We start from the raw sequence: 23,326 nt of genomic DNA, 5'->3' as shown, positions 1-23,326 counted from the left end.
GCTGCGCGCCTCGCCCGAATCTGCAGCGCTGTTGCAGATGCTCGACGAACAGCCGAACACGCTCGCCGTTGCGCAGTGACCCGTTCGACGGTCACCCGAGCCGGGCTCAGGCGGGCAGCTCGAACTCGATGCCGATCTGGGAGCCGTAGATGGGGTAGCGGATCTTGCAGCGGTAGCCGCGCAGCCGCGCCGCGTCGATGCCGGCCACCGCGCACACATGGCGAAGCAGCTCCCCATAGCGCGGGTATTCCGGCAGGCGGAAGGCGTCCGGGCCGGTGCCCAGGGACTGCACGGTCTCGACCATGTCCAGCCGGTCGTTGCGCCGTGCAGCGTCGTTGGGATGGGCGGCCCCCCGCACGACGGTGTCGAAGATGTGAACCTCGGCCCGCGAGTCAGGCCAGACCTCATCGTGCAGCCAGACGTCCACGATGAAGTACTCGCATGGCGGCTCCGCGTGCCCGCCGATGCCAGCGGTGGACGAATCGCTGGTTCTGCGCCTGCGATTGAAGTTGGACAGCAATTGGCCGCAGACGTAGTCGACGCCGGGTGCGTCGTCGCTTCGGCCCAGCGGCAGGCCGGAAATCGTCGTTTCGACGAACACGCTGCTGTGCTGGACGGTTTCGACCAGATCGGGCGTCACGGTCGAGAAGCCGGCCAGCAACATGTCGCTGGCCTTCGCAATGGGCCGACCTTCGAGCGAAGTCACGGTGTGATGCGCGCCGGGGGGCACGAACCACGATCCGACGTTGCGCAGCAGCCCCGAAGGGCGCGTGCGGCGGCAGCCCAGCAGCGCATCGATGCCCACGGAGCTGAAGTTTTCGGCGCCGGGGGTCGGGAAGATGATGCCCGCGCTCAGCACCACGTCCGCCTGCACGCCGCGCAACGCGCTCATGGCCTTGAAGGCGGCGGCCTTGTGGCGTGCCTCGAATGCTGCGCGCGACTCCACGACCCAGTCGCTCAACACGGCGTCGAAGGCCGCACGGTCGCCGAAATCGGTATCGATGAAGTGGCCCAATTCGTCTACCGCGGCCGCTACCTTGGTGATGCAGTCGCGGTCGACATCGGCAGCGGACGCGCCCCGCAGCATCTGGCGCAGCGCCTCCTGGCCGGGGATCGAGTTCAGCGTCGTGAGCGGGTCGCCGCCACGCACCGAGGTCAGCAGCCGGCTGACCACCGGCTGGCTGAGCTGCAGCACCTCGCGAATCGAGCGCTGGTCGCGCATGCCGCGCCGCCCCAGCTCAGAGACGAGGGTCGAGAGGGCATCCTGCAACTTGCGGCCCAGCAGTTCGGCGCGCTGACGCAGCGCGGTGTCGCGGCTTTCGGAAATCATGAGCATGTCGGCCATGGCGAAAGCATAGCAGCTACGCGTTAGGGATATTCTGAGAATGTTCCAGGAAAATCCTTGCAAAGGATCGAGGCTGGTCCTATCCTGACCTGACACGCGATTTGAGACACGGCCGACGACCCGCAGGGCGGCGCCGATGCCCATCGCGCCCGCCGTTGTTTCCGAGGAGAGAGTCCGATGTCACGTTTTTCTCTGCACGTCCTTGCCAGACGCCTGATCGTCCTTTCTGCGCTGGTGAGCCCGCTCGCCTGGGCTGGCATCAAGGACGTGGAGCCCAACAACAGCTGCGCTGCGCCGCAGAACCTGGGCCAGACCAGCAAGGTCAAGCTGTCCGGCACCATCGATGCGTCGGACGTCGATTTCTACACGCTGACCGCCAAGCCCGGCCAATTGCTCCAGATCGACATGCGCGGCGCGCCATCGGGCGCCGGCACGCTGGGCAACATGCTGATGGGCCTGCTGGATGCCGACTGCAGCGTCGTGCAGTACAGCGACAACTCCGAGAACGGCCTGGAGGCACGACTGGTCTTCATGGCGCCCGCTGACGGCGTGGTCCGCATCGCCGCCGCGGGCGATCCGGATTTCGGCTTCACCGGCGCCAATACCTCGACCGGGACCTACAAGCTGACCATCGGCCCGCCCACGGTGCCGGTGATCGCCTTCAGCGGCAACCTTACGGATGCGGTCACGGGCCTGCCGTTGACCAAGGCCGACTTTGCCGTCGTGAACCTGATGTCCTGCCCTTCGGCGGATTACCAGATCTGCACGACCTACAGCGCACAGGGCATCCCCGACGCGAATGGCCACTACGCGATCGCCCAGGCCTTGCCGCCCGGCGTGTACCAGATCCGCGTGCTTGCCGACAACCACGCCAGCAAGAACCTGGCGCCGGTCACCGTCACCGGCTTCGAGGGCAAGTCGACCAAGAACTACGCGCTGGCGCCGCTGCCCATGGTGGTGTCGGACATGACCCCGTGCCAGACCATCGCGGCCGGCGGGAGCTGCAAGTACTCCTATGTGTTGTCGAACACGACGAGCAAGACCCTGAAGACCAGCGTCTGGTCGCAGACCGAGCAAGGTCCCAACGGCTCGCCGATGTTCCGCACCAACTACACGATGGGCAAGTCGACCAGCGCACCGATGGCGATCAAGCTCGCGCCGGGTGAATCCAAGAAGGTCACGCAGTCGATGTCCTTGAGCGACATGCTGTCGGGCAGCACGGGCGCCTTGTACGTCTACGCTTCCACGGCTGACGACCAGACCAACACCATCGGCTACGGCTACGGCTTCAACTACACCGTGACGGCGGCCGACAAGGCTGTTTCGACCGTGCGCTCGGCCCAGGCCATGAAGCCCCTGATGGCCCGGCAGCTGCAAGCCACGGCGCGCAGCGGGCCCGCTGCGTCGGCAGCGAGCGACGTCATCAGCGGCGTGGCGCTGGATCCGGTGACGAATCAACCGATCACGGACGGCAGCGTGGCGGTGCAGCTTCAGGGCTGCCAGGACCCGAGCCTCGACCTCTGCATGGGCACCAAAGCGCTGTTCACCGTGGACGCCAACGGCAAGTATTCGTACAACGCGCGCCGCCTGGCGCCGGGGCACTACCAGCTCTGGGCATTCCGCCAGGACGGCACGACCTACGGCCTGAACTACTCGCAGGCCTTCGACTACGCAGGCGGCGCCGCCACCGTCGACATCACGGCCGCGAAGGCGCCGGTCAAGTACGGCCCGGTCACGGCGTGTGCAGGTGCCGACGCGCTGCCTGTCGGCACGCCTTGCAAGGCCACCTACGACCTGACCAATGTCACCTCGGCGCCGCTGACGGTGGACCTGTGGGCCGTGGTCTCGACCTACGAGACCGGCTCGGTCCAGGGCTACAGCCAGTACAGCGTGGGGGTGGACGGCAGCAGCACCTTGAGCAGCGTCACGATCGCCCCCGGCGCCACGCTGACCGTCTCGCACAGCCTTCCACTGGCCAAGCAGCTGCCTTCGGGCACCTATGCCAGCACGGAGTTCTTTGCCAGCGTGCCGGGCAAGCAGGCGATGACCCTGGGCAACGCATCCGGCTTCTACGTCAACATCGTGCCCTGATGGCATGCACGCCGGTTGGCGTGCATGCCCCGGGGAAGCGCCCCCACCATCGCGAAGCCTGGCCGCGACCCTGCCAGGCGCGGAATCACCTCACGCGCAGCTCCCGCGCTGCGGCCACCATGTGGCGCAGCGCGGCCTCGGTTTCGGGCCAGCCGCGGGTCTTCAGGCCGCAGTCGGGGTTGACCCAGAGCTGCTCGGGCGGGATGACTTCGGCGGCCTTGCGCAGCAGGCGCAGCATTTCGGCTGTGGTCGGCACGCGCGGTGAGTGGATGTCGTAGACGCCGGGGCCGATCTCATTGGGGTAGCGGAAATCGCCGAAGCCGCGCAGCAGTGCCATGTCGGAGCGGCTGGTTTCGATGGTGATCACGTCGGCATCCATCGCGGCGATGTCCGGCAGGATGTCGTTGAATTCGGAGTAGCACATGTGGGTGTGGATCTGCGTGGCGTCCGCCACGCCGCTGGCCGAAACACGGAAGGCACGCGCGGCCCACTTCAGGTAGGCCGGCTGCTGTGCGCGACGCAGCGGCAGGCCTTCGCGGATGGCCGGCTCGTCGATCTGGATCACCGCGATGCCGGCGGCTTCGAGGTCGGCCGCCTCGTCGCGCATGGCCAGCGCGATCTGCAGCGCGGTGTCGGCGCGTGGCTGGTCGTCGCGCACGAAGGACCATTGCAGGATCGTGATTGGGCCGGTCAGCATGCCTTTCATCGGCTTTTTCGTCAGGCTTTGCGCGTAGGTCGTCCAGCCGACCGTCATCGCCTGCGGGCGGGCCACGTCGCCGAACAGCACCGGCGGCTTCACGCAGCGTGAACCGTAGCTCTGCACCCAGCCGTTGGCGGTGAAGGCAAAGCCGTGCAACTGCTCGCCGAAGTACTCGACCATGTCGTTGCGCTCGGCCTCGCCGTGCACCAGCACGTCCAGCCCCAGCGCCTCCTGGCGCGCCACGGCCAGCGCAATCTCCTGCTGCATTGCCGCCTCGTAGGCAGGCTGGTCGAGCTGGCCGCGCTTGAAGGCCGCGCGCGCCGCGCGGATCTCGGCCGTCTGCGGGAAGGAGCCGATGGTGGTGGTGGGGAAGGGCGGCAGGCGCAGGCGCTCGCGTTGCAAGGGCTGGCGCTGCGCGAAGGCGCTGGCGCGGCGATCGGCATGGGCCGGCAGTTGCGCCAGGCGCTCGCCCACGGCCGGGCGGCGCACACGCGGGCTGGCCGCGCGCGAAGCCACCGCGGCGCGGGCGGCAAACAGCTCGGCGCGCACGGCGGTTTCGCCTTCGTTCAGCGCACGCTGGATGACACGCAGCTCGGCCAGCTTCTCGGTCGCGCCGGCCAGCCAGCTGCGCAGTTCGGCGTCCAGCGCGGCGTCATGGGCCAGGCTGACGGGCACGTGCAGCAGCGAGCATGAAGGCGCGATCCACAGCTCGCCGCCGCGCCGGGCCAGCGCCGGGCGCAGCAGGGCAAAGGCCCGATCCAGGTCGGTGCGCCAGATGTTGCGGCCGTCCACGATGCCGATGGACAGCACGCGCTGCGGCGGCAGCCAGTCCAGCACCGCCTGCAGCTCGTGGCCGGCGCGCACGGCGTCCACATGCAGGCCGGCGACCGGCAGCTTGCAGGCCAGGCTGAGGTGGTCCTCCAGCGGCGAGAAGTAGGTGGCCAGCAGCAGCGAGACGCCACAGTTGTGCAGCGCGTTGTAGCTGCGCTCGAAGGCCAGCGCCCACGCGCCGGGCAGGTCCAGCCCGAGGATGGGCTCGTCGACCTGCACCCATTGCACGCCCGCAGCCGCCAGCTGGACCAGCAGCTCGCGGTAGACCGGCAGCAGGTCGTCCAGCAGGTCCAGCTTGTCCAGGCCCTCGGCCTTGGCCTTGCCCAGCCACAGGAAGCTCAGCGGGCCGATCAGCACCGGCCTGGCCTCGTGGCCCAGCGCCTGCGCCTCGGCCACCTCGGCCAGCAGGCGACCGGCGTTCAGGCGGAAACGGGTCTGCGCGTCGAACTCGGGCACCAGGTAGTGGTAGTTGGTGTCGAACCATTTGGTCATTTCCAGCGCCGGCTGGCCCGCCGCTGGCGAAGCGGCGCCGCAGCAGCAGGCTTCGTCGTGGGCGTGCGCCGCGGCCACGCCGCGCGCCATCGCGAAGTAGCGCGCGAGCTCGGGCTCGTCGCCGCTGAAGCCAAAGCGCGCCGGCTCGCAGCCCAGCAGCTGGATGTGGTTGGCCACCTGGTCGTAGAAGGCGAAGTCGCCCACCGCCACGCTGGCCAGCCCATGGTCGCGCTGCAGCTCCCAATGGCGCACGCGCAGGCGCTGGCCCTGCGTTTCCAGCTCTGCCGGGCTCAGCTCGCCGCGCCAGTGGCGCTCCAGCGCCTGCTTGAGTTCGCGCTGCGCGCCCATGCGCGGAAAGCCCAATGTATGAGTACGGATCATGTTCAAGCCAGATGTGTATGAATTCAGCTTGAATGATCGGCGGCCGCTCACTATGATTCAACCGAAACTTTCTTCTGATCATCCTGAGTCTGGCTCATGACCGTTTCGCACGTCTCCGCCCAATCCCCGCTGGAGCTTCGGCACCTGAAGACCCTGCTGGCCTTGCGCGAAGCGGGCAACCTCTCACGTGCGGCGCAACTGCTCAACCTCACGCAGTCCGCGCTGTCGCACCAGCTCAAGGGGCTGGAGGCGCACTACGGCGTGACGCTGTTCGAGCGCAAGGCCAACCCGGCCAGCTTCGGCGCCGCCGGCCAGCGCCTGCTGCGCCTGGCAGACGCCGTGCTGCCGCTGTTCGACGAAGCCGAGCGCGACGTGCGCCGGCTGGTCCAGGGCTCGGCCGGCCAGCTGCGCATTGCCGTGGAATGCCACACCTGCTTCGACTGGCTGATGCCGGCGATGGACGCCTTCCGCAGCCGCTGGCCCGAGGTGGAGCTGGACATCGTCTCCGGCTTCCACGCCGACCCGATCGGCCTGCTGCACCAGGACCGCGCCGAGCTGGCCATCGTCTCCGAGGTGGACGAAGACGAAGCCGGCGTGGCCGTGCACCCGCTGTTCAGCTTCGAGATCGTGGCGCTGCTGCCCAAGGGCCACCCGCTGCTCGCCAAGCCCTGGCTGGAAGCGGCAGACTTTGCCGACCACACGCTGATCACCTATCCGGTGCCAGACGAAATGCTGGACCTCGTGCGCCGCGTGCTGCAGCCCGCCGGCATCACCCCGCCACGCCGCACCAGCGAACTGACCATCGCGATGCTGCAACTCGTCGCCAGCGGCCGCGGCCTGGCCGCGCTCCCACTCTGGGCCGTCGAAAGCTACCTCGCCCGCGGCTACGTCGCCCGCCAGCGCATCGGCGAGCCCGGTCTCACCGGCCGCCTGTACGCCACCAGCACCACAGCCATGGCCGAAAAGCCCTTCATCGCCGACTTCGTGAGCATCATGCGGGAAACATCGCTGCTGAACCTGCCGGGGGTGAACCTGCTGCCGCCCGCTTTCCACCTTGCCTTGCCTGCCCCATGAACCGCTGGTGGCCGCCGCCGTGCCCGCGCTGGGCCGTCGAAAGCCAGCTCGCTGCCGAAGCCTGTTGGCGCTCGGCAAGGCATGCTGGCAGGGGGAGAATCACGGTCTGGACTGCCCCTTGGTCGGCTGGGCAGCCTGTCCCTTCTCTACGGCTGGTGCCGTCAAACCCCTCATGACCGACGCTCAATACACGACATTGCCACAGTGGCCCAACGCTTATCCGGCCAGCGGCGCCAGCGCCACCCTGAAACGCCTCAACGAGGATTTCATCGTGACCGAGTTGCCGCTGCAGCTGCCCTCCGGTGAGGGCGAACACATCTGGCTGGACATCGAAAAGAACGGTGCCAACACCGCCTTCGTCGCCCAGCAGCTGGCCGAGGCCGCCGGCGTGCAGGAAAGGGACGTGGGTTATGCCGGGCTCAAGGACCGCTACGCCATCACCCGCCAGTGGTTCAGCATCTACCTGCCGATTGGGAAAGGGAAAGGCGAGACGCCCGACCTGACCCAGCTTCAGCACCCGGAATTCAAGGTACTGGGCCAGAGCCGCCACGTGAAGAAGCTGCGCCCCGGTGATCTGCAGGGCAACCGGTTCCGCATCGTGCTGCGTGACCTGACCGGTGACCGCGAAGCCTTGGAGACCAGTCTCAAGGCCGTTGCGTCGCATGGCGTGCCCAACTACTTCGGCGCTCAGCGCTTCGGCTTCGAGGGCGGCAATGTCGAGCAGGGACGGGCCATGCTGGCGCGCGAAATCCGCGTGCGCAACCCGAAGAAGAAGGGCATCTACCTGTCGGCGGTGCGCTCCTTCGTCTTCAATGAAGTGCTGGCGCTGCGCATTCAGCAGGGACTTTGGGGCAAGACCCTGCCCGGTGACGTGATGGACGAGGCGGGCGGGCCCACCGGGCCGCTCTGGGGACGGGGCCGCGTGAGCACCACCGATCAGGCGCAGGCCCTGGAAATGGGCGTGGCCGAACGTCACGCCACTTTGTGCGACGGCATGGAACACGCCGGTCTGGATCAGGCGCGCCGCGCGCTGGTGGCCAGGCCGGTGGACATGTCATGGGAATGGCCGCAAGCCGGTCAACTGGTGCTCACGTTCTCTTTGCCTGCAGGCAACTACGCCACGTCCGTTCTGGACGAAATCCTCCGCACCACGGAGCCTGAGCGGCACACGGAGAACGAGTCTGCGGCTGTCGAATGACGGTGTCCTCATCTCGGGTTGAAGGGCTTTGGCGACGATCACGCCGTGCCAGCGGTCGCTCTGTCACGCCGCCGGGCGCCGACGCAGCGGATGGATTGAAGCGTGAGCAGAGCGGGGTGGATGCTCGACGTAACATGCCGGCTCGCCGGGCAAGCGGTCCGGCGGGATTTGAATCCGTGCGTCGCTCATCGAGCGACGCGACACCACTTCCAGGGGAAATGGCATGGCACTGAAGTTGGGCCTGGTGGGCATTGGCAAGATCGCCCGCGATCAACACATTCCGGCGCTGACCGCCGATCCGCGCTTTGAACTGGTGGCTTGTGCCAGCCGCAATGCGCGGGTGGACGGCGTGGCGAACTTCGCCGACGTCGAGACCATGCTGGCGGAGGTGAAGGACCTCGATGCGATCTCGATCTGCACGCCGCCCCAGGCTCACTTCGAGGCCGCGCTCGCCGCGCTGCGGGCCGGCAAGCACGTGATGCTGGAGAAGCCGCCCGCGGCGACGACCCGGCACATTGCGCTGCTGCAGGCCGAAGCGCAGCGCCAGGGCCGCACCCTGTTCCAGACCTGGCACTCGCGCTTGGCGGCGGGTGTGGACGCGGCGCGCGAATGGCTGAGCAGCCGCACGCTGACCGGCGGCACCATCACCTGGAAGGAAGACGTGCATCACTGGCATCCCGGCCAGCAATGGATCTTCGAGCCGGGCGGGCTGGGGGTGTTCGACCCGGGCATCAATGCGCTGTCGGTGCTGACCGAGGTGTTGCCGGGCGAAGCCGTCGTGCACGAGGCCACGCTCGATTTCCCGGAAAACCAGCAGGCGCCCATTGCGGCCCAGCTGGCGCTGCGCACGGAGGCCGGTGTCATGGTGAACGCGGAATTCGACTTCCGCCAGAAGGGCGAGCAGACCTGGGACATTGAGCTCGTGACCACGACCGGCCGCCTGAAGCTGACCCACGGCGGCGGCGCGTTGCAGATCGACGGCCAGCCGCTGGCGGCCGACGCAGCCCTGGCGGGCGAGTACCCCCGGCTGTACGCGCGTTTTGCCGAGCTGTGCATGGCCGGCGAGTCGGAGGTCGACTGGCGGCCATTCCAGCTGGTGGCCGATGCCTTCCTGGTGGGACGGCGGCGAATCGTCGCGGCGCATCAGGTCTGAGCGCCTGAGCAGCGAGCGGCGAAAACGATCGGCTACTTCTTCGCCGGCTTGCGCTTGGCGGCCCTGGCCGCAGTGTTGGCCGCCACGCCGGCCCGGATCAAGGCCTTGAGCGCGGCCTCGTCCGGCTTTTCGCCTTCGCGGATGTCGATGGCACGGCGCACGTTGCCTTCGAGGCTGGCATTGAAGAGCCGGTGCGGGTCGGGCAGGGCAGCGCCTTTGGCGAAGGTGAGCTTGACGACCTGCTTGTAGGTCTCGCCGGTGCAGACGATGCCGTCATGCGAGAAGACCGGCGTGCCGGGCGAGGTGGGCTTGGCCCATTTCCATTCTTCTTCGATTTCGGGATCGGCCTCGTGGATGAGCTGGCGGACCCAGGCCAGCGTTTCGCCTCGCCAGTCGCCGAGCGCCTGGATCTTCTGGGTGATGTTCTCTGTCGCCGTCATTTCTGTCTCTCCTTCTCGGGTGCCGATGACACGCCGTGGCGCTGCGGCTTGTTCGCTGACCTGCGGGATCAGTCGGCCGCGGGCGAAGCGGTGCTGGTGGTTTGTGGGTCGAACAAGGCCATGGCCTGCTTGGCGACCTGACGGGTGTCGTGCCATGCATAGGCGCCCACGCCGACTGCGCCGGCCACCGGCACCCAGCGGCTCACGCCATGGCCCAGTGCGCGCTGGCTGAGGTGCAGGCCGATGGCACCGGCCACGCTTTGCAGCACCTGCGCGCCGGCTTCCTTGACCAGCACGCGCTGGCCCATGCGCACGGCGAGGTCACGCACCGCCTGCGCAGCCGTGTGGCGGAACAGGCAGTACAGCATCTGTTCGCGTGTCGGTGCATGTTGGGTGCCGTAGATCGCGGCAATGTCGGCCACCATCTGCGCCTGGATGCGCCAGACCGCCACCAGTTCCGGCAGGATGGTCAGCCAGCCCAGCGGACCCGGAGGCAGCGCCAGCGTGCCGGCCGCCACGCCGGCCTTGCGGGCGGCACGCTGGGCCAGCTGCCAGGCGGCGTCTGCCGGCTGCGAGCTGGCGAGCTCCCGGGCCGGCGGCACGCTGCTGACCAGGTTCAGCACGGCTTCACCGAGCCGGACGGCGACAGAGGACGAATCGCTGCTCATTTGGCGTCAACTGGGGGCGTTCGGGGCGACTGCAAGCATCGCGCAACGATTCTTGACATCCCGGCAGCCTTGCTCAGCGCGGCGGCAACCGGGCAACAGCGGGGCTGCGGTATCGTCCCCAGGCTGATGAATGCAAGCCTCATGCCCCCCGAAACGTCCCCGGAACCTGCCGTTGCCACCCGCCCGCGCGGCGAGCGCTTTGACCGCCTGGATGCCTTGCGTGGCGTCGCCATCCTGTGGATGGCCTCCTTCCACTTCTGTTTCGACCTGAACCACTACAACCTGCTGACGCCGCACCAGCGCTTCCTGTCCGACCCGTTCTGGACCACGCAGCGCACGCTGATCGTCACGCTGTTCCTCAGCTGCGCGGGCCTGGGCCAGGCGGTGGCGCTGGCGGCCGGGCAGGGCTGGCCGCGCTTCTGGCGGCGCTGGGCCCAGGTGGCCGGCTGCGCGGCGCTGGTCTCGGCCGGCTCGGCGCTGATGTTCCCGCACAGCTGGATCAGCTTTGGCGTGCTGCACGGCATTGCGGCGATGCTGCTGCTCACGCGCTTGCTGGCGCCTGCGCTGATGCGGCGCGGTGCGGCCGGGCTGTGGGCCTTGGCCGGGCTGGGCGTGGTGGCGCTGGCCTTGCCGCGGGTGTGGCAGTCGCCGCTGTTGAATGGCCGCTGGCTGAACTGGACCGGGCTGGTCAGCGAGCTGCCCTTCACCGAGGACTATGTGCCGGTGCTGCCGTGGCTGGGCGTGATGCTGCTCGGCGTGGCCGCCGGCCTGTGGCTGCTGGCGCACCGGCGGCACTGGCTCTCGGGTGCGGTGCCGCCGCCGCTGCAGCCGCTGGCGGTACTGGGCCGCTGGTCGCTCAGCTTCTACATGGTGCACCAGCCGGTGTTGATCGGCGGCGTCATGGCCTGGGTGGCGTTCAGCCAGTGGTAGGCTAGAAGGTTGGCGGGCGCGTTGGCGCCCGTCCCAGCCTGCTGCCTCCACCAGGGCCTTCCGAGTCCATTTCCCCATGTCCACCAGCTTTCTCTACGGCTTCCATGCCGTCACCGTGCGCCTGAAAACGGCGCCGGAATCCATCCTCGAGATTCACCTTGATGCCAGCCGGCGCGACGCGCGCATGCGCGGCTTCGCAGACCGCGCCCGCGAGGCCGGCATCAAGCTGGTGGACAGCGACGATGATCGGCTGAGCAAGATGTCCGGCGGGCCGCGCCACCAGGGCGTGGTCGCGCGGGTCAACCCGGTCAAGCAACGGCATTCGCTGGACGAGGTGCTGGAAGAAGTGGAAGCCGCGAAGCTCGACACTGCGCTGGTGCTGGTGCTGGACGGCGTGACCGACCCCCACAACCTCGGCGCCTGCCTGCGCGTGGCCGATGGTGCCGGCGCCCAGGCCGTGATCGCACCGACCGACCATGCCGTGGGCCTGAACGCCACGGTGGCCAAGGTGGCCTCGGGCGCGGCCGAGTCGGTGCCCTACCTGATGGTGACCAACCTGGCGCGTGCGCTCAACGAGATGAAGGAGCGCGGCGTGCGCATCATCGGCGCCAGCGACGACGCAACGCAGACGCTGTACGACGTGGACCTGACCGGCCCGGTGGCCCTCGTGCTGGGCGCCGAAGGCCCGGGCATGCGCCAGCTCACGCGCAAGACCTGCGATGAGCTGGTCAGCATTCCGATGGCCGGTGCGGTGGAGAGCCTGAACGTGTCGGTGGCGGCAGCGGTGCTGCTGTACGAAGCGCGCCGGCAGCGCATGAAGGCCAAGCCGGCCTGATCAGTCCAGCGAGGGCATGATGACCGCGCCGTCGGCTGCCCATTCCACCAGCGTGATGCCCGGTTCCAGTGCCTCCAGGCGGCGGCGCTCCAGCTCCTGCGGCGAGAGCTGGCCCTGGCTGGAAGCCCAGGCATCGGCCGCATCGCGCTGGGTGCGCAGGCTGTCCGCATGCGCCAGCGCAGCCCGCATGTGCAGTCCCAGGTCGTCTTCCTGCCAGGGCTTGGTCAGGTAGCGGAACACGCCGATCTCGTTGACCGCCCGCTGCGCGGTGCCGAAGTCCGCCGAGCCTGTGAGCATCATGCGGGTGGAGTGCGGCTGCAGCTTGGCAAAGCGGCACAGGAAGTCCAGGCCGTCCATGCCAGGCATGCGGAGGTCGGAAATGACGATGTCGTAGCGCCGCTCCAGACCCATGGACAGCGCTTGCGCGCCGCCCAGTCCGGTGTCCAGACGCAGCTGCTTGCCGAACTGCTGGCGCAGCGCGCGCTGCAGTGCATTGAGGATCGCGGGTTCGTCGTCGACCAGCAGGACGTTGTGCATGGTGGGTTGCTCCGGGGGACGGGTGCGGATGAGGGTCAGGCAGGCGTGACGGCGGGTTCGCTGGCGCCGCCGGGTCGCTGCAGCGGAATGCTGAGCTGGAAGCAGGTGCGGCCGGGCACGCTCTGCACCTCGATGCGCCCACCGTGTTTCTGCACGATGCCGTAGGACAGCGACAGGCCCAGCCCGGTGCCCTTGCCAACCGGCTTGGTGGTGAAGAAGGGGTCGAAGATGCGGCCCAGGTGCTCGTGCGGGATGCCGGCGCCGTTGTCCTCGATCTGCACCCAGACCTGCTGCGTGTCGCAGCCCGTGCGGATGATGATCAGGCCACGTTCCTGCTGGATGGCCTGCGCGGCGTTCACCAGCAGGTTCATGAAGACCTGGTTCAACTCCGAGGGCAGGCACTGAACCTCGGGCAGCACGCTGTATTCGCGGTGCACGTCGGCCTTGTACTTGATCTCGTTGTTGACGATGTTCAGCGTCGACTCCAGGCCCTTGTGCAGGTCGCACCATTCCCATTCCTGCCGGTTGTCCACGCGGGAGAAGTCCTTCAGGTCCTGCACGATCTTGCGCACCCGGCCGATGCCCTCGCGCGACTCGGCCATCAGGCTGGGAATGTCCTGCTTCAGGTAGTCCAGCTCGATCTCCTCACGCAGCGCGCGCAGCTCGGTGGCCAGCGCCGGGTCGACAATGCCGGCTTCGGCCCGCTCATAGGCTTCGAGCATGCGGAACAGGTCGGCCAGGTAGCGCTCAAGGGTGCCGAAGTTCGAGAACACATAGCCCACCGGGTTGTTGATCTCGTGGGCCACGCCGGCCGCCAGCTGGCCAATGGAGGCCAGCTTCTCTGACTGCATCAGCTTGTCCTGCGCCTGGGCCAGCCGCTGGTTGAGCTTGCTGAGCTGCTCGTTGGCCAGCAGCAGCGCGCGCACCTTCTCGGGCGTGAGCATGGCTTCATCGTCAGCCATGGTGGGTGGGAGGGCTTGCGTGTTCATGGTGGGGTCGAAGAGCCTGCTGGCGGTCGCACGGGACCGGGCCTCACAGCGAAAGCGCGGCGCACATGTCGCGCACGCCGCCTTCGACGCTGGCAAACAGCCGCATGGCGCGGGCTTCGTCCAGCCGCAGCCGGGTCCAGACGGATAGGTCGATCTCCGGTACTGCTTCTTCGGCCAGGCCGGCGAGGTCCAGCGCATGGGCCACCGCGTCGCAGGCATGCACCAGGCCGGTCAGGTCCAGTGCGGCTGGGGCCGAGGCCGCCGCTGGCGGCGGCGCATGGTGCTGCGCAATGGCCTCGACGATGGGCGCCGGAAAGCGCCAGTGCACGGCCAGCAGCGCGCCCACCTGGCAATGGTCCTGCCCGAGCAGGGTTTGCTCGGCGCGCACACGTGGCACGTCCGTGCTGGTCATCAGCGCCTGCACCGCATTGCCGGCGGCCGGGAAGTGGGCGGCCAGCACCAGCTGGCCGATGTCATGCATCAGGCCGGCCAGGAAGGCCTGCTCCGGATCCAGGCCGCAATGCGATGCCAGCGAGCGGGCGCTCATGGCCACCGCGAGGCCGTGGCGCCAGTAGGCGGCGAAGTCGAAGCCGGCGCAGGCGCTGGCCGGGAAGGCCTGGGTCAGCGCCGCTGCGGCCAGCACGCCCGAGACGGTGCGCAGGCCCAGCATGCTGACGGCATCCGCGATGCGCGCCACGCGGCCCGGGGCGCCGTAGAAGGCCGAGTTGGCCAGGCGCAGGGTGCGCGCGGCCAATGCCGGGTCCTTCTCGATCAGCTGGATGCAGTGCTCCGCAGACAGGTTGTCGTTGCGCAGCACCTGCAGCACTTCCAGCACCGCCTGGGGCAGCACCGGCAGGTCCTTGACCTTGTGCGGCAGCTGCGACAGGCCGTAGGTGTCAAGCATGCCGAGTCTCTTCGTCGGAGTTGGGTGCGGCCGGCGTGCGCAGGCTGCGGTAGCGGCGCAGCAACGGCGCCAGCGGGTGGATGCGGCTTTCGCGCAGGGTGTGGCGGAACAGCTGCTGTTGCCGCGCGTCTGCGGGGGCGACCGCGGCCTGCGGTTCGGACGCGGGGGGCGGCGAGGCGGGGCGGGGCAGGGTGGGATCGGTCATCGGGCGGTCTCGGAAACGGTGGCCTGCAGCAGCGGCTCGGCGGTGAAAGGGGCTGGCATCGGGGGGCACATCAGCACCAGCATTTCGCCGCGCGGGCGGCCGTCGGGCGTGTAGATGCTGCGCTTCCAGGCCCGGCAGCGCTGGCCATGCACGAGCAGGGTGCCGGTGCCGCCCGGTGGCAAGGCCAGCGCCGGTGCCAGCAAGGGCCCGGGGGCCATGCCCAGCGGCAGTTGTTCGGCCGGCAGCCACTGGCGGGCGGTCTCGTTGACATAGGCCAGCAAGCCATCCGGGTCCAGACCCAGCACCGCTTGCGGCAGGCTGTCCAGCAGTTCATGGGCGCCGCCGGCGCTGGTCTGCAGCAGGGCGGCCTGTTCGCGCTGCTGGCCGAGCAGGCGCTCCAGGCGGGCATTCAGCTCGGCCATCTCGCGGTTGGCACCGGTGACCTCGAGGTCCAGCCGGCGGTTCTCGTCGGCCAGCTCCTTGCGGCGGAAGGCTTCGACCACGTGGGCGCGCAGGCGCTCGTCGTCCCAGGGCTTGGTGAGGAACTTGTAGACAGCGCCTTCGTTGACTGCATCGATGATGGACTGCAGGTCGGTGAAGCCCGAGAGCGTCATGCGCACCGTGTCCGGGTACAGCGCCTTGGCCTGGCGCAGGAACTCGACGCCGGTCATGCCTGGCATGCGCTGGTCGGAAATGATCACGTCGACCTCGGTTTCGGCCAGGCGCTGCAGGCCCTCGGCGGCGCTGCAGGCGGTGATGACGCGGTAACCGTCGCGCCGGAACAGGCGCTTCAGGGCCGAGACGATGTTTTCCTCGTCGTCCACCAGCAGCAAGGTGCGCGGGCGGCTGCGGCGGGTGGTCAGGTGTTCGGGCAGGCAGCGGTGCTCGGCCAGCATGCGGGCCACCTCATCGGCCGGCACCGGCGGGCTGAACCAGTAGCCCTGGATCTGGTCGCAGCCCTTGGCCAGCAGCAGGCTGAGCTGGGCCTCGGTTTCGACGCCTTCGGCAATCACCCGCATCTGCAGGCCGTGTGCCATGGTGATGATGGAGCGGGTGACCGAGGCGCTTTCCGGGCCGGCGGTCACGTCGTTGACAAACGAGCGGTCGACCTTGACCACGTCGATGGGCAGGCTGCGCAGGCAGCTGAGGCTGGAGTAGCCGGTGCCGAAGTCGTCCAGCGAGATCTCGATGCCGATGGACTTCAGCTCGCACAGCATCGCGGCGGCCCGCACCGGGTCGTCCATCAGCGTGCTTTCGGTCAGCTCCACGCCCAGGCAGGCCGGGTCGGCACCGGTGTCCAGCAAGGCTTTTTGCACCTGCTGGGCCACGTCGCCCTGCTGGAACTGCAGCGGCGAAAAATTGACGCCGATGCGCACCAGCGGCAGGCCTTGGCGCTGCCAGGCCAGCGACTGGGCACAGGCCTGGCGCAGCACCCAGTCGTCGATCGCACCGATCAGGCCGGCGCGCTCGGCGACCGGGATGAATTCCGTCGGCGAGACCTGGCCCCAGTCCGGCGAGTGCCAGCGCAGCAGCGCCTCGGCGCCGATGATCTGGCCGCTGGCCAGGCTGACCTGCGGCTGGTAGAGCACCGTGAGCTCGTTGCGCTCGATGGCGTGGCGCAGCGCGGCGGCCAGCTGCAGCTCGCGCACCGCCTGGGCATTCGATTCGGGCCGAAAGAAGGCCACGCCGCCGGTGGCCGCGGCGCCCAGCCTGGCGGTCTGTGCGGCCTCCAGCAGTTCCTCGGCGCTGGCGCCGTCGGCCGGAAAGGCGGCAATGCCGATCAGGCACAGCGGGAAGACATCGGTGGCACCCAGCAGCACGGGCTGCTGCAGGCAGGTCTGCAGCGCCTGCGCACGGGCCCGGGCGGCTTCCACCTCATGCGGCCCCTCGTGCCGCTGCAGCAGCGCGAACTCGCTGTCGCCCAGGTGGGCCACGGCCTCGCGCTCGTCGGAAAACTGGCGCAGCCGTGCGGCGATGGCCATGGCCAGCGTGTCGCCTGCGCCAAAGCCCATGCTGGCCTTCAGCTCGACGATGCGCGGGACCTCGATCACATGCAGCGTGAGGCCGCATTCCTCGCGAAGTGCGGCCTGGGCATGGGCATCGATCTGGCCGAGGAAATTCGTGCGGTTCGGCAGGCCGGTGACTTCGTCGAAGTTGGCCAGCTCGTGGATGCGGTGCTCGGCCTGGCGCTGCTGCGTGATGTCCTGCAGGATGGCGATGCCGTGCTGGCCCACATGCCCATCCTTGGCCCGGTGCAGCACCCCGCGGTGCAGCACGGTCAGCAGTTGGCCGTCTGCGCACAGCACGCGGTGCTGGAATTCGAACGGTTCATCGAGCACTGCATGGCGCCAGATCGTGGCCACCAGGCTGCGCTCGTCGGCGGGCACCCAGGGCAGGGCGTCGATCAACTCCGGCCCGGCCGCGGGCGTGGCCTCGCCGACCAGCATGCGCAAACCGCTGGAGCTGATCACCTGGCCGCTGGGCCATGCCAGCTCGAACGAGCCGCTGCGGCACAAGGCCTCGCTGCGGGCCAGCATCTCGGCATGCCATTCGGCTCGCCGCAGCGCCGCCTTCTGCTCGCTGACGTCGAACAAGGTCAGCAGGTTGGCCGGCCGGCCGTCGATGTCGACCAGCTGGCCGCACACCCTGCCGTCGAACTCGCTGCCGTCCGGGCGCACGCAACGCACGTCATAGGCCTTGCCGGGCTCGCCTTCCAGGCGGCGTTGCCTTTGCGCCAGCACCTGCAGGTGGTCGGCCTTGGCAATGAAGCGCAGCCAGGGCTGGCCGATGAGCCGTTGCGGTTCACAACCGAACATTTGCGCCGCCGCGGGATTGGCCAGCCGCACGTTGCCGCCGTCAAGCAGCACCAGCCCGGCCTGGGCCTGGGTCAGCAACTGCACCGCATGCCGAGGCACGAGCTCGCTGGCGGCGGACAGACCGAGGCCCGGTGGCGATGGTGCGGGCAGGGAGGTTTGCGGTGCGCGCATCAGAAGCTTCCTGGCGGGGTCAGCAGGCCGCCTTCGGCAGCGGGGCCGGCCACCGGGATCCAGACCCGGAAGGCACTGCCCTGGCCGGGGGCCGATTGCAGGCGGATCGAGCCGCCATGCCGCTGCACGATGGAGAACGACAGCGACAGGCCCAGGCCGGTGCCCTTGCCCACCGGCTTGGTGGTGAAGAAGGGCTCGAAGATGCGCCGCTGCACCTCTTCGTTCATGCCGCAGCCGCTGTCGCGCACCTCGACCCAGACCCAGTCGTCCTGGGTGCCGCTGGACAGCGTGATGGTGCCGCGGCCTTGAATGGCGTGCGAGGCATTGACGATCAGGTTCATGAAGACCTGGTTGAGCTGTGCGGCCAGGCAGCGCACCAGTGGCAGCGGCGTGAGCTGCTTGATCACCTCGGCCTTGTACTTGACCTCGTGCATGACCACGTTGAGCGTCGATTCCAGGCCGGTGTTGAGGTCGGCCTCCTGCCAATCGGCCTGGTCCACGCGCGAGAAGTCCTTCAGGTCCTGCACGATCTTCTTGACCCGCGCCAGCCCGTCCTCGCTTTCGCTGAGCAGCTGCGGCAGGTCCTCGCGCAGGTAGTCCATCTCCACGCTTTTCTTGATGTCGGCCAGGGGTGCGCGAGTCTCGGTGCCAAAGCCTTGCGACTCGGCCTGCTGGTAGCCGTCGATCAAGCGCATCAGGTCCTGCACATAGGTCTTGAGCGAGTTCAGGTTCGAGCCGACGAAGCCGATCGGGTTGTTGATCTCGTGCGCCACGCCGGCCGCGAGCTGGCCGATCGAGGCCATCTTGTCGGACTGCAGCAGCTGGTTCTGCGCTTCTTCGAGCTTGCGGTTGGTTTCCTGGATGCGGGCGAAGTTGCTTTGCAGTTCGTCTTGTGCGCGGCGGAATTCGGTGCGGTCCTGCACCAGCCACCAGGCGCCGGCGCTGAGGTCCTGGATGTCGGCCACGTAGGCGATCATCTGCACCCACAGTGCCGAGCCGCTGCTGTGGCGCAGCCACATTTCGTGCTGCACCGGCAGGCCCTGGGCCAGGCGCGGCTTGGCCAGCTGGGTCAGGGCGTCGTGGTCCTCGGCGCTGAGGAAGAAGTCGGCCCCGGCCATGCCGACGGCCGAGCCGCCCGGCAGGCCGAAGATCGCGGCCAGGGTCTGGTTGTTGTGCACCACCCGGCCGTCCATGGTGTGCAGAATGCCGATGGGCGAGTTCTCCATGAAGGCGGCCAGCTGGCGCACCGTGCCACCGAGCTCGGCCGAGCGCTCCTCCACCAACTGTTCGAGCTGGTTGCGGTGGCGCGTCAGCTCTTCCTCGGCCTTGCGCCGCTGGGTCACGTCCTGCAGCGTTTCGATCGCACCGATCAGCTCGCCCTGCGGATCGCGCAGCGGTGCCGCGGTGAAGAACAGCCAGCGGCCTTCTTCGCCTTCCTTGAGCGCAGGGAAAAAGGTTTCGCCTTCGTAGGCATCCTGCAGTTCCTGCGAAGGCTTGACGGCGTCCTGGTAGTGGTTCTTGAGTTCGTTCAGCTTGACGCCGTCGACGATCATGTCGGCCAGCAGCGGGCGTTCATGGTTGTAGAAGGCGCGCCAGTACTCGGTGCGGCCCAGCATCTCCCACGCCAGGCGGCCGGTCAGCCGCTCGCAGGCCTTGTTCCAGTGGGTGACGCGGTGGTCCCGGTCGACCACGAAGGTCGCGACCGGGCCGCCGTTGATGATCTGGTTCAGCAACTGGCTGACTTGCAGCAGGCTGCTCTGCACGTGCTGGATGTCGCTGAGGTCCTGGCAGGTGACGATCACGCAAGGCTGGCCGTCGAACATCACGCGGCGACCGTTGATCTCGACCTGGCGCGTCGCGCCGTGGGCAGTGATCAACTGCAGCTCCATGGCCGGCGGATCGCCTGCCGGGCTCAGGCAGGCCTCGCCATAGGCCTGCAGGCCCGGCTGGCCGGCTTCGTCGCAGAGTGCTGAATGGTGAAAGCGGCGCAGCGCGTCCAGTTCATGGCCGGCCAGCCGCAGCATCGCCGGGTTGGCGTGCAGGATGGGGCCGCCGGCATGCACATAGGTGGGCACGGTGACGGCGTCCAGCAACAGCGGCAGCAGGCTGTGCAGGCCGTTGGAGGGCAGGGCGCGGGGCGTGACCGGGCGCAGATCGTCACGCATGTTGTTTGTCCTGGGGGGCCGCGCCGCTGGCGCTGTTGCCGGTCAACGCGCGCGCGCTGGGCAGCGAGTCCTTGCGGATGCGCAGTGCGAGCTTCAGGCCCTCGCTGCTGACGAAGTCGCGCACCTGGCGGATGACCCGGGCGTCAAACACATAGCCGGCGGCCAGTAGCAGCGAGCCCTTGGGCGACAGCAGGTCGCGCGCCAGCACCATGCCGGGCTTGAGGTCCGGGGCTTCGACCGCGATGTCGTTGCTTTCGGATGCATCGGGGGTCTGCAGTGCCAGCTCCAGCGCTGCCACCACGCGAGGGTCGTAGCGGGTGCCGGCGCCGTTGGCCAGGGCTCGCAGCGCGGACTCCGGGCTGAAGCACTTTTCTGCCAGTCCGCCGTGCACCATGCCGTCGTAGTCGCTGGCGGCCGAGACGATGCGCGCGCCGATCAGGATTTCGTCGCCGGCCAGGCCGTCAGGAAAACCGTTGCCGTCCAGCCGCTCATGGTGCTGGCGCACGATGCGGCCCACCGTCTGCAACTGGGCCAGCGGCATCAGCGCGGCTTCACCGTCCCGCGGATGCTTGCGGTAGCGCGCCATCTCGTCTGGCGAGTAGGTCGAGACCGGTTTGCCCAGCATCTTGTCCGGAAAGCCGATCTTGCCGATGTCGTGCAGCAGCGCTGCGAGGTAGATGTCCTGCTGGGAACGCTCGTCGAGCTTCAGGGCGGCAGCGGTGCGGCGCGCCAGCGAGGCGACCCGGCGCGAGTGGCCGGCAATGCCGTCCTGGCGCATTTCCATCAGGCCGCTGAAGACGGTGACCGCGACCATGAAGTTCTGGTTCAGTTCTTCATAGGCCTTGTTCAGCATCGCATTGATCTGCTCGATCTCGGCGGTGCGGGACTTGACGCGGTTTTCCAGCCCCTGGTTGAGTTCGGCCAGGGCCTGGTTCTGGCTTTGCGTGAGGGCCAGCAGGCGGTTGTTCTGCTGTTCCAGGTCACGCCGGGTCAGGGCCTCGCGCACCACGAGCAGCAGGTCCTGGTCTTCCCAGGGCTTGGCGATGTAGCGGTGGATCTCGCCGCAGTTGATCGCGGCAATCGTGGCGCTGATGTCGGCATAGCCGGTCAGCAGGATGCGCACCGTGCCGGGGCAGCGGGCGCGCACCTTCTCCAGGAACTGGGCGCCGTCCATCTCTGGCATGCGCATGTCGGAGATCACCAGGTCCACGGTTTCCTGCTGCAGCAGTGCCAGGCCGTCTGCCCCGCTGGTGGCTTGCAGGATGCGGTAGCCCTGGGTGCGGAAGAGGCGCCGCAGGGCGCTCAGCACCGAGGCTTCATCGTCCACCAGCATCAGGGTGACCGGTGGCGCGTCGAGCGCGGGGCCGGCTGGTACGGGGGTCAGGGCATCGGACATGCGCAAGCGTCACGGCAGGAACAGTGCAGGGCGACGCGTGGCGCGTCGAGCGGGTTCGGGTGCGGCCAGACTTCGCCGCCTGAGTTGCTTATCGGCCTGCGGCGCTGCGGCATGCGTTGGCGGTGCGTGAATTTGTGCCGGCTTGATGTGGGGGACTACCCGCGGGTGCCGCCACTACACTCCGGCCATCCTCCTTGCTGCGCCGTCGCATCGCCACCATGCCCGTCATCGCCGTTCCCCACCCGTTGGTCCGCCACAAGGTTGGCCTGCTGCGCGAATCCGACATCTCGACCAAGAAGTTCCGCGAGATCACCGGCGAGCTGGCGCGCCTGCTGGCCTACGAGGCCACGGCCGACTTCCCGCTCGAAAACGTGATGATCGACTGCTGGAGCGGCCCGACGCAGGTCGAGCAGATTGCGGGGCGCAAGGTCACGGTGGTGCCCATCCTGCGGGCCGGCCTGGGCATGCTGGACGGCGTGCTGGACATGGTGCCGAACGCCAAGATCAGCGTGGTTGGCCTGGCGCGGGACCACGAAACGCTGCAGCCGGTGCACTATTTCGAGAAGTTCGTCGGTGCGCTGGACCAGCGTACTGCGCTGATCGTCGACCCGATGCTGGCGACGGCCGGCTCGATGATCGCCACCATCGACCTGCTCAAGCGCCGCGGCTGCAAGGACATCCGCGCGCTGGTGCTGGTGGCCGCGCCCGAGGGCATCAAGGCGCTGGAGGCGGCCCACCCGGACGTGCGCTGCTGGACGGCCGCCATCGACAGCCACCTCAACGAGCAGGGCTACATCATTCCCGGCCTGGGCGACGCGGGCGACAAGATCTTCGGCACCAAGGACGAAGGCACGCGCTGAGCCGTGCCAGGCCCGCTCTCAGCGCAGGACCTTCAGCGCGTCCGGGTTGACGATGTTGGACGGCGTGCCGCCGACGAAGTTGACGACGTTGTCGAACGCGGCGGTGAAATAGAGCTCGTAGCTGTCCTGCTCCACGTAGCCGATGTGCGGCGTGCAGACGGCGTTTTCCAGCCGCAGCAGCGGATGGCCCTGCAGGATGGGCTCGGACTCGAACACGTCCACCGCGGCCATGCCGGGCCGGCCGCGGTTCAGCGCCGAGACCAGCGCGGCGTCTTCGACCAGCTCGGCGCGCGAGGTGTTGACGAACAGCGAGGTCGGTTTCATCTTCGCCAGATCGGCATGCGTGACGCCGTGGCGGTTGCGGTCAGACAGGCGCAGGTGCACGCTGAGCACATCGCTCTGCTCGAACAATGCGTCTCGGCTGTCGAACGTGGCCCAGCCGTCGGCCTGGGCACGCTCGCGGCTGGCTTCGCTGGCCCAGATGCGCACGTCCATGCCAAAGGCCTTGCCGTAGCCGGCCACCAGCGCGCCGATCTTGCCGTAGCCCCACACGCCAAGGATGCGGCCGCGCAGCTGCAGGCCCAGGCCGAAGTTGGGCGGCATCGAGGCCGACTTCAGGCCGGATTGTTGCCAGGCGCCGTGCTTGAGGTTGCCGATGTACTGCGGCAGCCTGCGCATGGCGGCCATGATCAGCGCCCAGGTCAGCTCGGCCGGCGCATGCGGCGAGCCGACGCCTTCTGCCACGGCAATGCCCAGCCGGGTGCAGGCGTCCACGTCGATGTGCGGGCCCACGCGGCCGGTCTGCGAGATCAGCCTCAGCTTGGGCAGCTTCTCCAGCAGGGCGCGGTTGAACTGCGTGCGTTCGCGGATGGCCACCAGCACCTCCGCATCGCGCAGGCGCACCGACAACTGGCCTTGGCCCTTGACGGTGTTGGTGAAGACCTTGGCCTGCAGATGATTCAGTGCCGATGCGCAGTTGAGCTTGCGCACGGCGTCCTGGTAGTCGTCGAGGATGATGATGTTCACCCCGCGATTTTGCACCGTGATGCAGCCTCCGCCCGGGCCGTGGGGCCTCAGGACGTTACTTCAGCAGCCGGAAGCCATACCAGCTGTGTCAGGTGTATCGGCTGGAGGGTTGAACGGCG

Annotated in this window: 19 protein-coding genes; 7 read left to right on the top strand and 12 right to left on the bottom strand. The window is 68.3% G+C overall.

Features of this window, described 5'->3' with window-relative positions; genetic code table 11:
- Nucleotides 1–106: 106 nt before the first annotated feature.
- Complete coding sequence (locus LRH25_RS28820; protein WP_141289730.1) at nucleotides 107–1,489, bottom strand: hypothetical protein; 1,383 nt, start codon at nucleotides 1,487–1,489, stop codon at nucleotides 107–109.
- A 33-nt stretch (nucleotides 1,490–1,522) separates the two neighbouring features.
- Here LRH25_RS28820 and LRH25_RS28815 point away from each other — a divergent pair, with 33 nt between their 5' ends.
- Nucleotides 1,523–3,436 carry a hypothetical protein gene (locus LRH25_RS28815; RefSeq protein WP_141289729.1) on the top strand — a complete coding sequence of 638 codons (1,914 nt, stop codon included), beginning with the start codon at nucleotides 1,523–1,525 and terminating at the stop codon, nucleotides 3,434–3,436.
- An 85-nt stretch (nucleotides 3,437–3,521) separates the two neighbouring features.
- Here LRH25_RS28815 and metE read toward each other — a convergent pair whose 3' ends face one another.
- The gene (metE, locus tag LRH25_RS28810; protein WP_231012997.1) at nucleotides 3,522–5,840 is read right to left on the bottom strand and encodes a 5-methyltetrahydropteroyltriglutamate--homocysteine S-methyltransferase; all 2,319 of its coding nucleotides are present in this window, start codon (nucleotides 5,838–5,840) and stop codon (nucleotides 3,522–3,524) included.
- A gap of 96 nt (nucleotides 5,841–5,936) precedes the next feature.
- Between metE and LRH25_RS28805 the strand changes: the two genes are divergently transcribed.
- From LRH25_RS28805 to LRH25_RS28795, 3 genes are all read left to right on the top strand, one after another.
- Complete coding sequence (locus LRH25_RS28805; protein ID WP_141289811.1) at nucleotides 5,937–6,914, top strand: LysR family transcriptional regulator; 978 nt, start codon at nucleotides 5,937–5,939, stop codon at nucleotides 6,912–6,914.
- A gap of 7 nt (nucleotides 6,915–6,921) precedes the next feature.
- A complete protein-coding gene (gene truD, locus LRH25_RS28800; protein WP_211361509.1) occupies nucleotides 6,922–8,112 on the top strand; it encodes a tRNA pseudouridine(13) synthase TruD in 1,191 nt (396 codons plus the stop codon).
- A 223-nt stretch (nucleotides 8,113–8,335) separates the two neighbouring features.
- Nucleotides 8,336–9,265, top strand: coding sequence for a Gfo/Idh/MocA family protein (locus LRH25_RS28795; protein WP_141289810.1), 930 nt, complete (start codon nucleotides 8,336–8,338; stop codon nucleotides 9,263–9,265).
- 32 nt (nucleotides 9,266–9,297) lie between these two features.
- Here the strand turns inward: LRH25_RS28795 and LRH25_RS28790 are convergent, their stop codons facing one another.
- Both LRH25_RS28790 and LRH25_RS28785 read right to left on the bottom strand, forming a co-directional pair.
- Entirely contained in the window at nucleotides 9,298–9,705 is a 408-nt protein-coding gene (locus tag LRH25_RS28790) for a DUF1801 domain-containing protein (RefSeq protein ID WP_141289809.1), read from the bottom strand.
- Nucleotides 9,706–9,773: 68 nt separating this feature from the next.
- Nucleotides 9,774–10,373 carry an EcsC family protein gene (locus LRH25_RS28785; protein ID WP_231012996.1) on the bottom strand — a complete coding sequence of 200 codons (600 nt, stop codon included), beginning with the start codon at nucleotides 10,371–10,373 and terminating at the stop codon, nucleotides 9,774–9,776.
- Between the two features lie 141 nt (nucleotides 10,374–10,514).
- On the opposite strand from LRH25_RS28785, the gene LRH25_RS28780 reads away from it, so the two are divergent.
- The gene (locus LRH25_RS28780; protein ID WP_231012995.1) at nucleotides 10,515–11,303 is read left to right on the top strand and encodes a heparan-alpha-glucosaminide N-acetyltransferase; all 789 of its coding nucleotides are present in this window, start codon (nucleotides 10,515–10,517) and stop codon (nucleotides 11,301–11,303) included.
- Between the two features lie 76 nt (nucleotides 11,304–11,379).
- Nucleotides 11,380–12,138: a 23S rRNA (guanosine(2251)-2'-O)-methyltransferase RlmB gene (rlmB, locus tag LRH25_RS28775; protein ID WP_141290295.1), complete on the top strand. Its 759-nt coding sequence runs from the start codon at nucleotides 11,380–11,382 to the stop codon at nucleotides 12,136–12,138.
- Here the strand turns inward: rlmB and LRH25_RS28770 are convergent, their stop codons facing one another.
- The 7 genes from LRH25_RS28770 to nosR form a co-directional block, all read right to left on the bottom strand.
- Nucleotides 12,139–12,675: a response regulator gene (locus tag LRH25_RS28770; RefSeq protein WP_141290296.1), complete on the bottom strand. Its 537-nt coding sequence runs from the start codon at nucleotides 12,673–12,675 to the stop codon at nucleotides 12,139–12,141. It lies immediately after the preceding gene.
- A 35-nt stretch (nucleotides 12,676–12,710) separates the two neighbouring features.
- Nucleotides 12,711–13,637: an ATP-binding protein gene (locus LRH25_RS28765; protein WP_310733371.1), complete on the bottom strand. Its 927-nt coding sequence runs from the start codon at nucleotides 13,635–13,637 to the stop codon at nucleotides 12,711–12,713.
- Between the two features lie 70 nt (nucleotides 13,638–13,707).
- Nucleotides 13,708–14,568, bottom strand: coding sequence for an HDOD domain-containing protein (locus LRH25_RS28760; protein ID WP_141290298.1), 861 nt, complete (start codon nucleotides 14,566–14,568; stop codon nucleotides 13,708–13,710).
- On the bottom strand, nucleotides 14,561–14,773 hold the full coding sequence (locus LRH25_RS28755; protein ID WP_231012994.1) for a hypothetical protein: 213 nt from the start codon (nucleotides 14,771–14,773) through the stop codon (nucleotides 14,561–14,563). Before LRH25_RS28755 ends, LRH25_RS28760 begins: the two co-directional genes overlap by 8 nt.
- Nucleotides 14,770–17,760 (bottom strand): EAL domain-containing protein, encoded by a 2,991-nt coding sequence (locus tag LRH25_RS28750; RefSeq protein WP_231012993.1) that lies wholly within the window; start codon nucleotides 17,758–17,760, stop codon nucleotides 14,770–14,772. Before LRH25_RS28750 ends, LRH25_RS28755 begins: the two co-directional genes overlap by 4 nt.
- Nucleotides 17,760–19,925: a PAS domain S-box protein gene (locus LRH25_RS28745; protein WP_141288354.1), complete on the bottom strand. Its 2,166-nt coding sequence runs from the start codon at nucleotides 19,923–19,925 to the stop codon at nucleotides 17,760–17,762. The genes LRH25_RS28750 and LRH25_RS28745 overlap by 1 nt, the downstream gene beginning before the upstream one ends.
- Nucleotides 19,918–21,321 (bottom strand): response regulator c-di-GMP phosphodiesterase, NosR family, encoded by a 1,404-nt coding sequence (gene nosR, locus LRH25_RS28740; protein ID WP_141288355.1) that lies wholly within the window; start codon nucleotides 21,319–21,321, stop codon nucleotides 19,918–19,920. The genes LRH25_RS28745 and nosR overlap by 8 nt, the downstream gene beginning before the upstream one ends.
- 218 nt (nucleotides 21,322–21,539) lie before the next feature.
- On the opposite strand from nosR, the gene upp reads away from it, so the two are divergent.
- A complete protein-coding gene (gene upp / locus LRH25_RS28735) occupies nucleotides 21,540–22,181 on the top strand; it encodes a uracil phosphoribosyltransferase (protein WP_141288356.1) in 642 nt (213 codons plus the stop codon).
- An 18-nt stretch (nucleotides 22,182–22,199) separates the two neighbouring features.
- Here upp and LRH25_RS28730 read toward each other — a convergent pair whose 3' ends face one another.
- Complete coding sequence (locus tag LRH25_RS28730; RefSeq protein WP_141288357.1) at nucleotides 22,200–23,207, bottom strand: D-2-hydroxyacid dehydrogenase family protein; 1,008 nt, start codon at nucleotides 23,205–23,207, stop codon at nucleotides 22,200–22,202.
- Nucleotides 23,208–23,326 lie beyond the last annotated feature (119 nt).

This window comes from Ideonella azotifigens (assembly GCF_021043325.1).
In the GTDB taxonomy this organism is placed as follows: Bacteria; Pseudomonadota; Gammaproteobacteria; order Burkholderiales; family Burkholderiaceae_C; genus Ideonella; species Ideonella azotifigens.
This window is presented reverse-complemented; position numbering and strand designations above follow the sequence as displayed.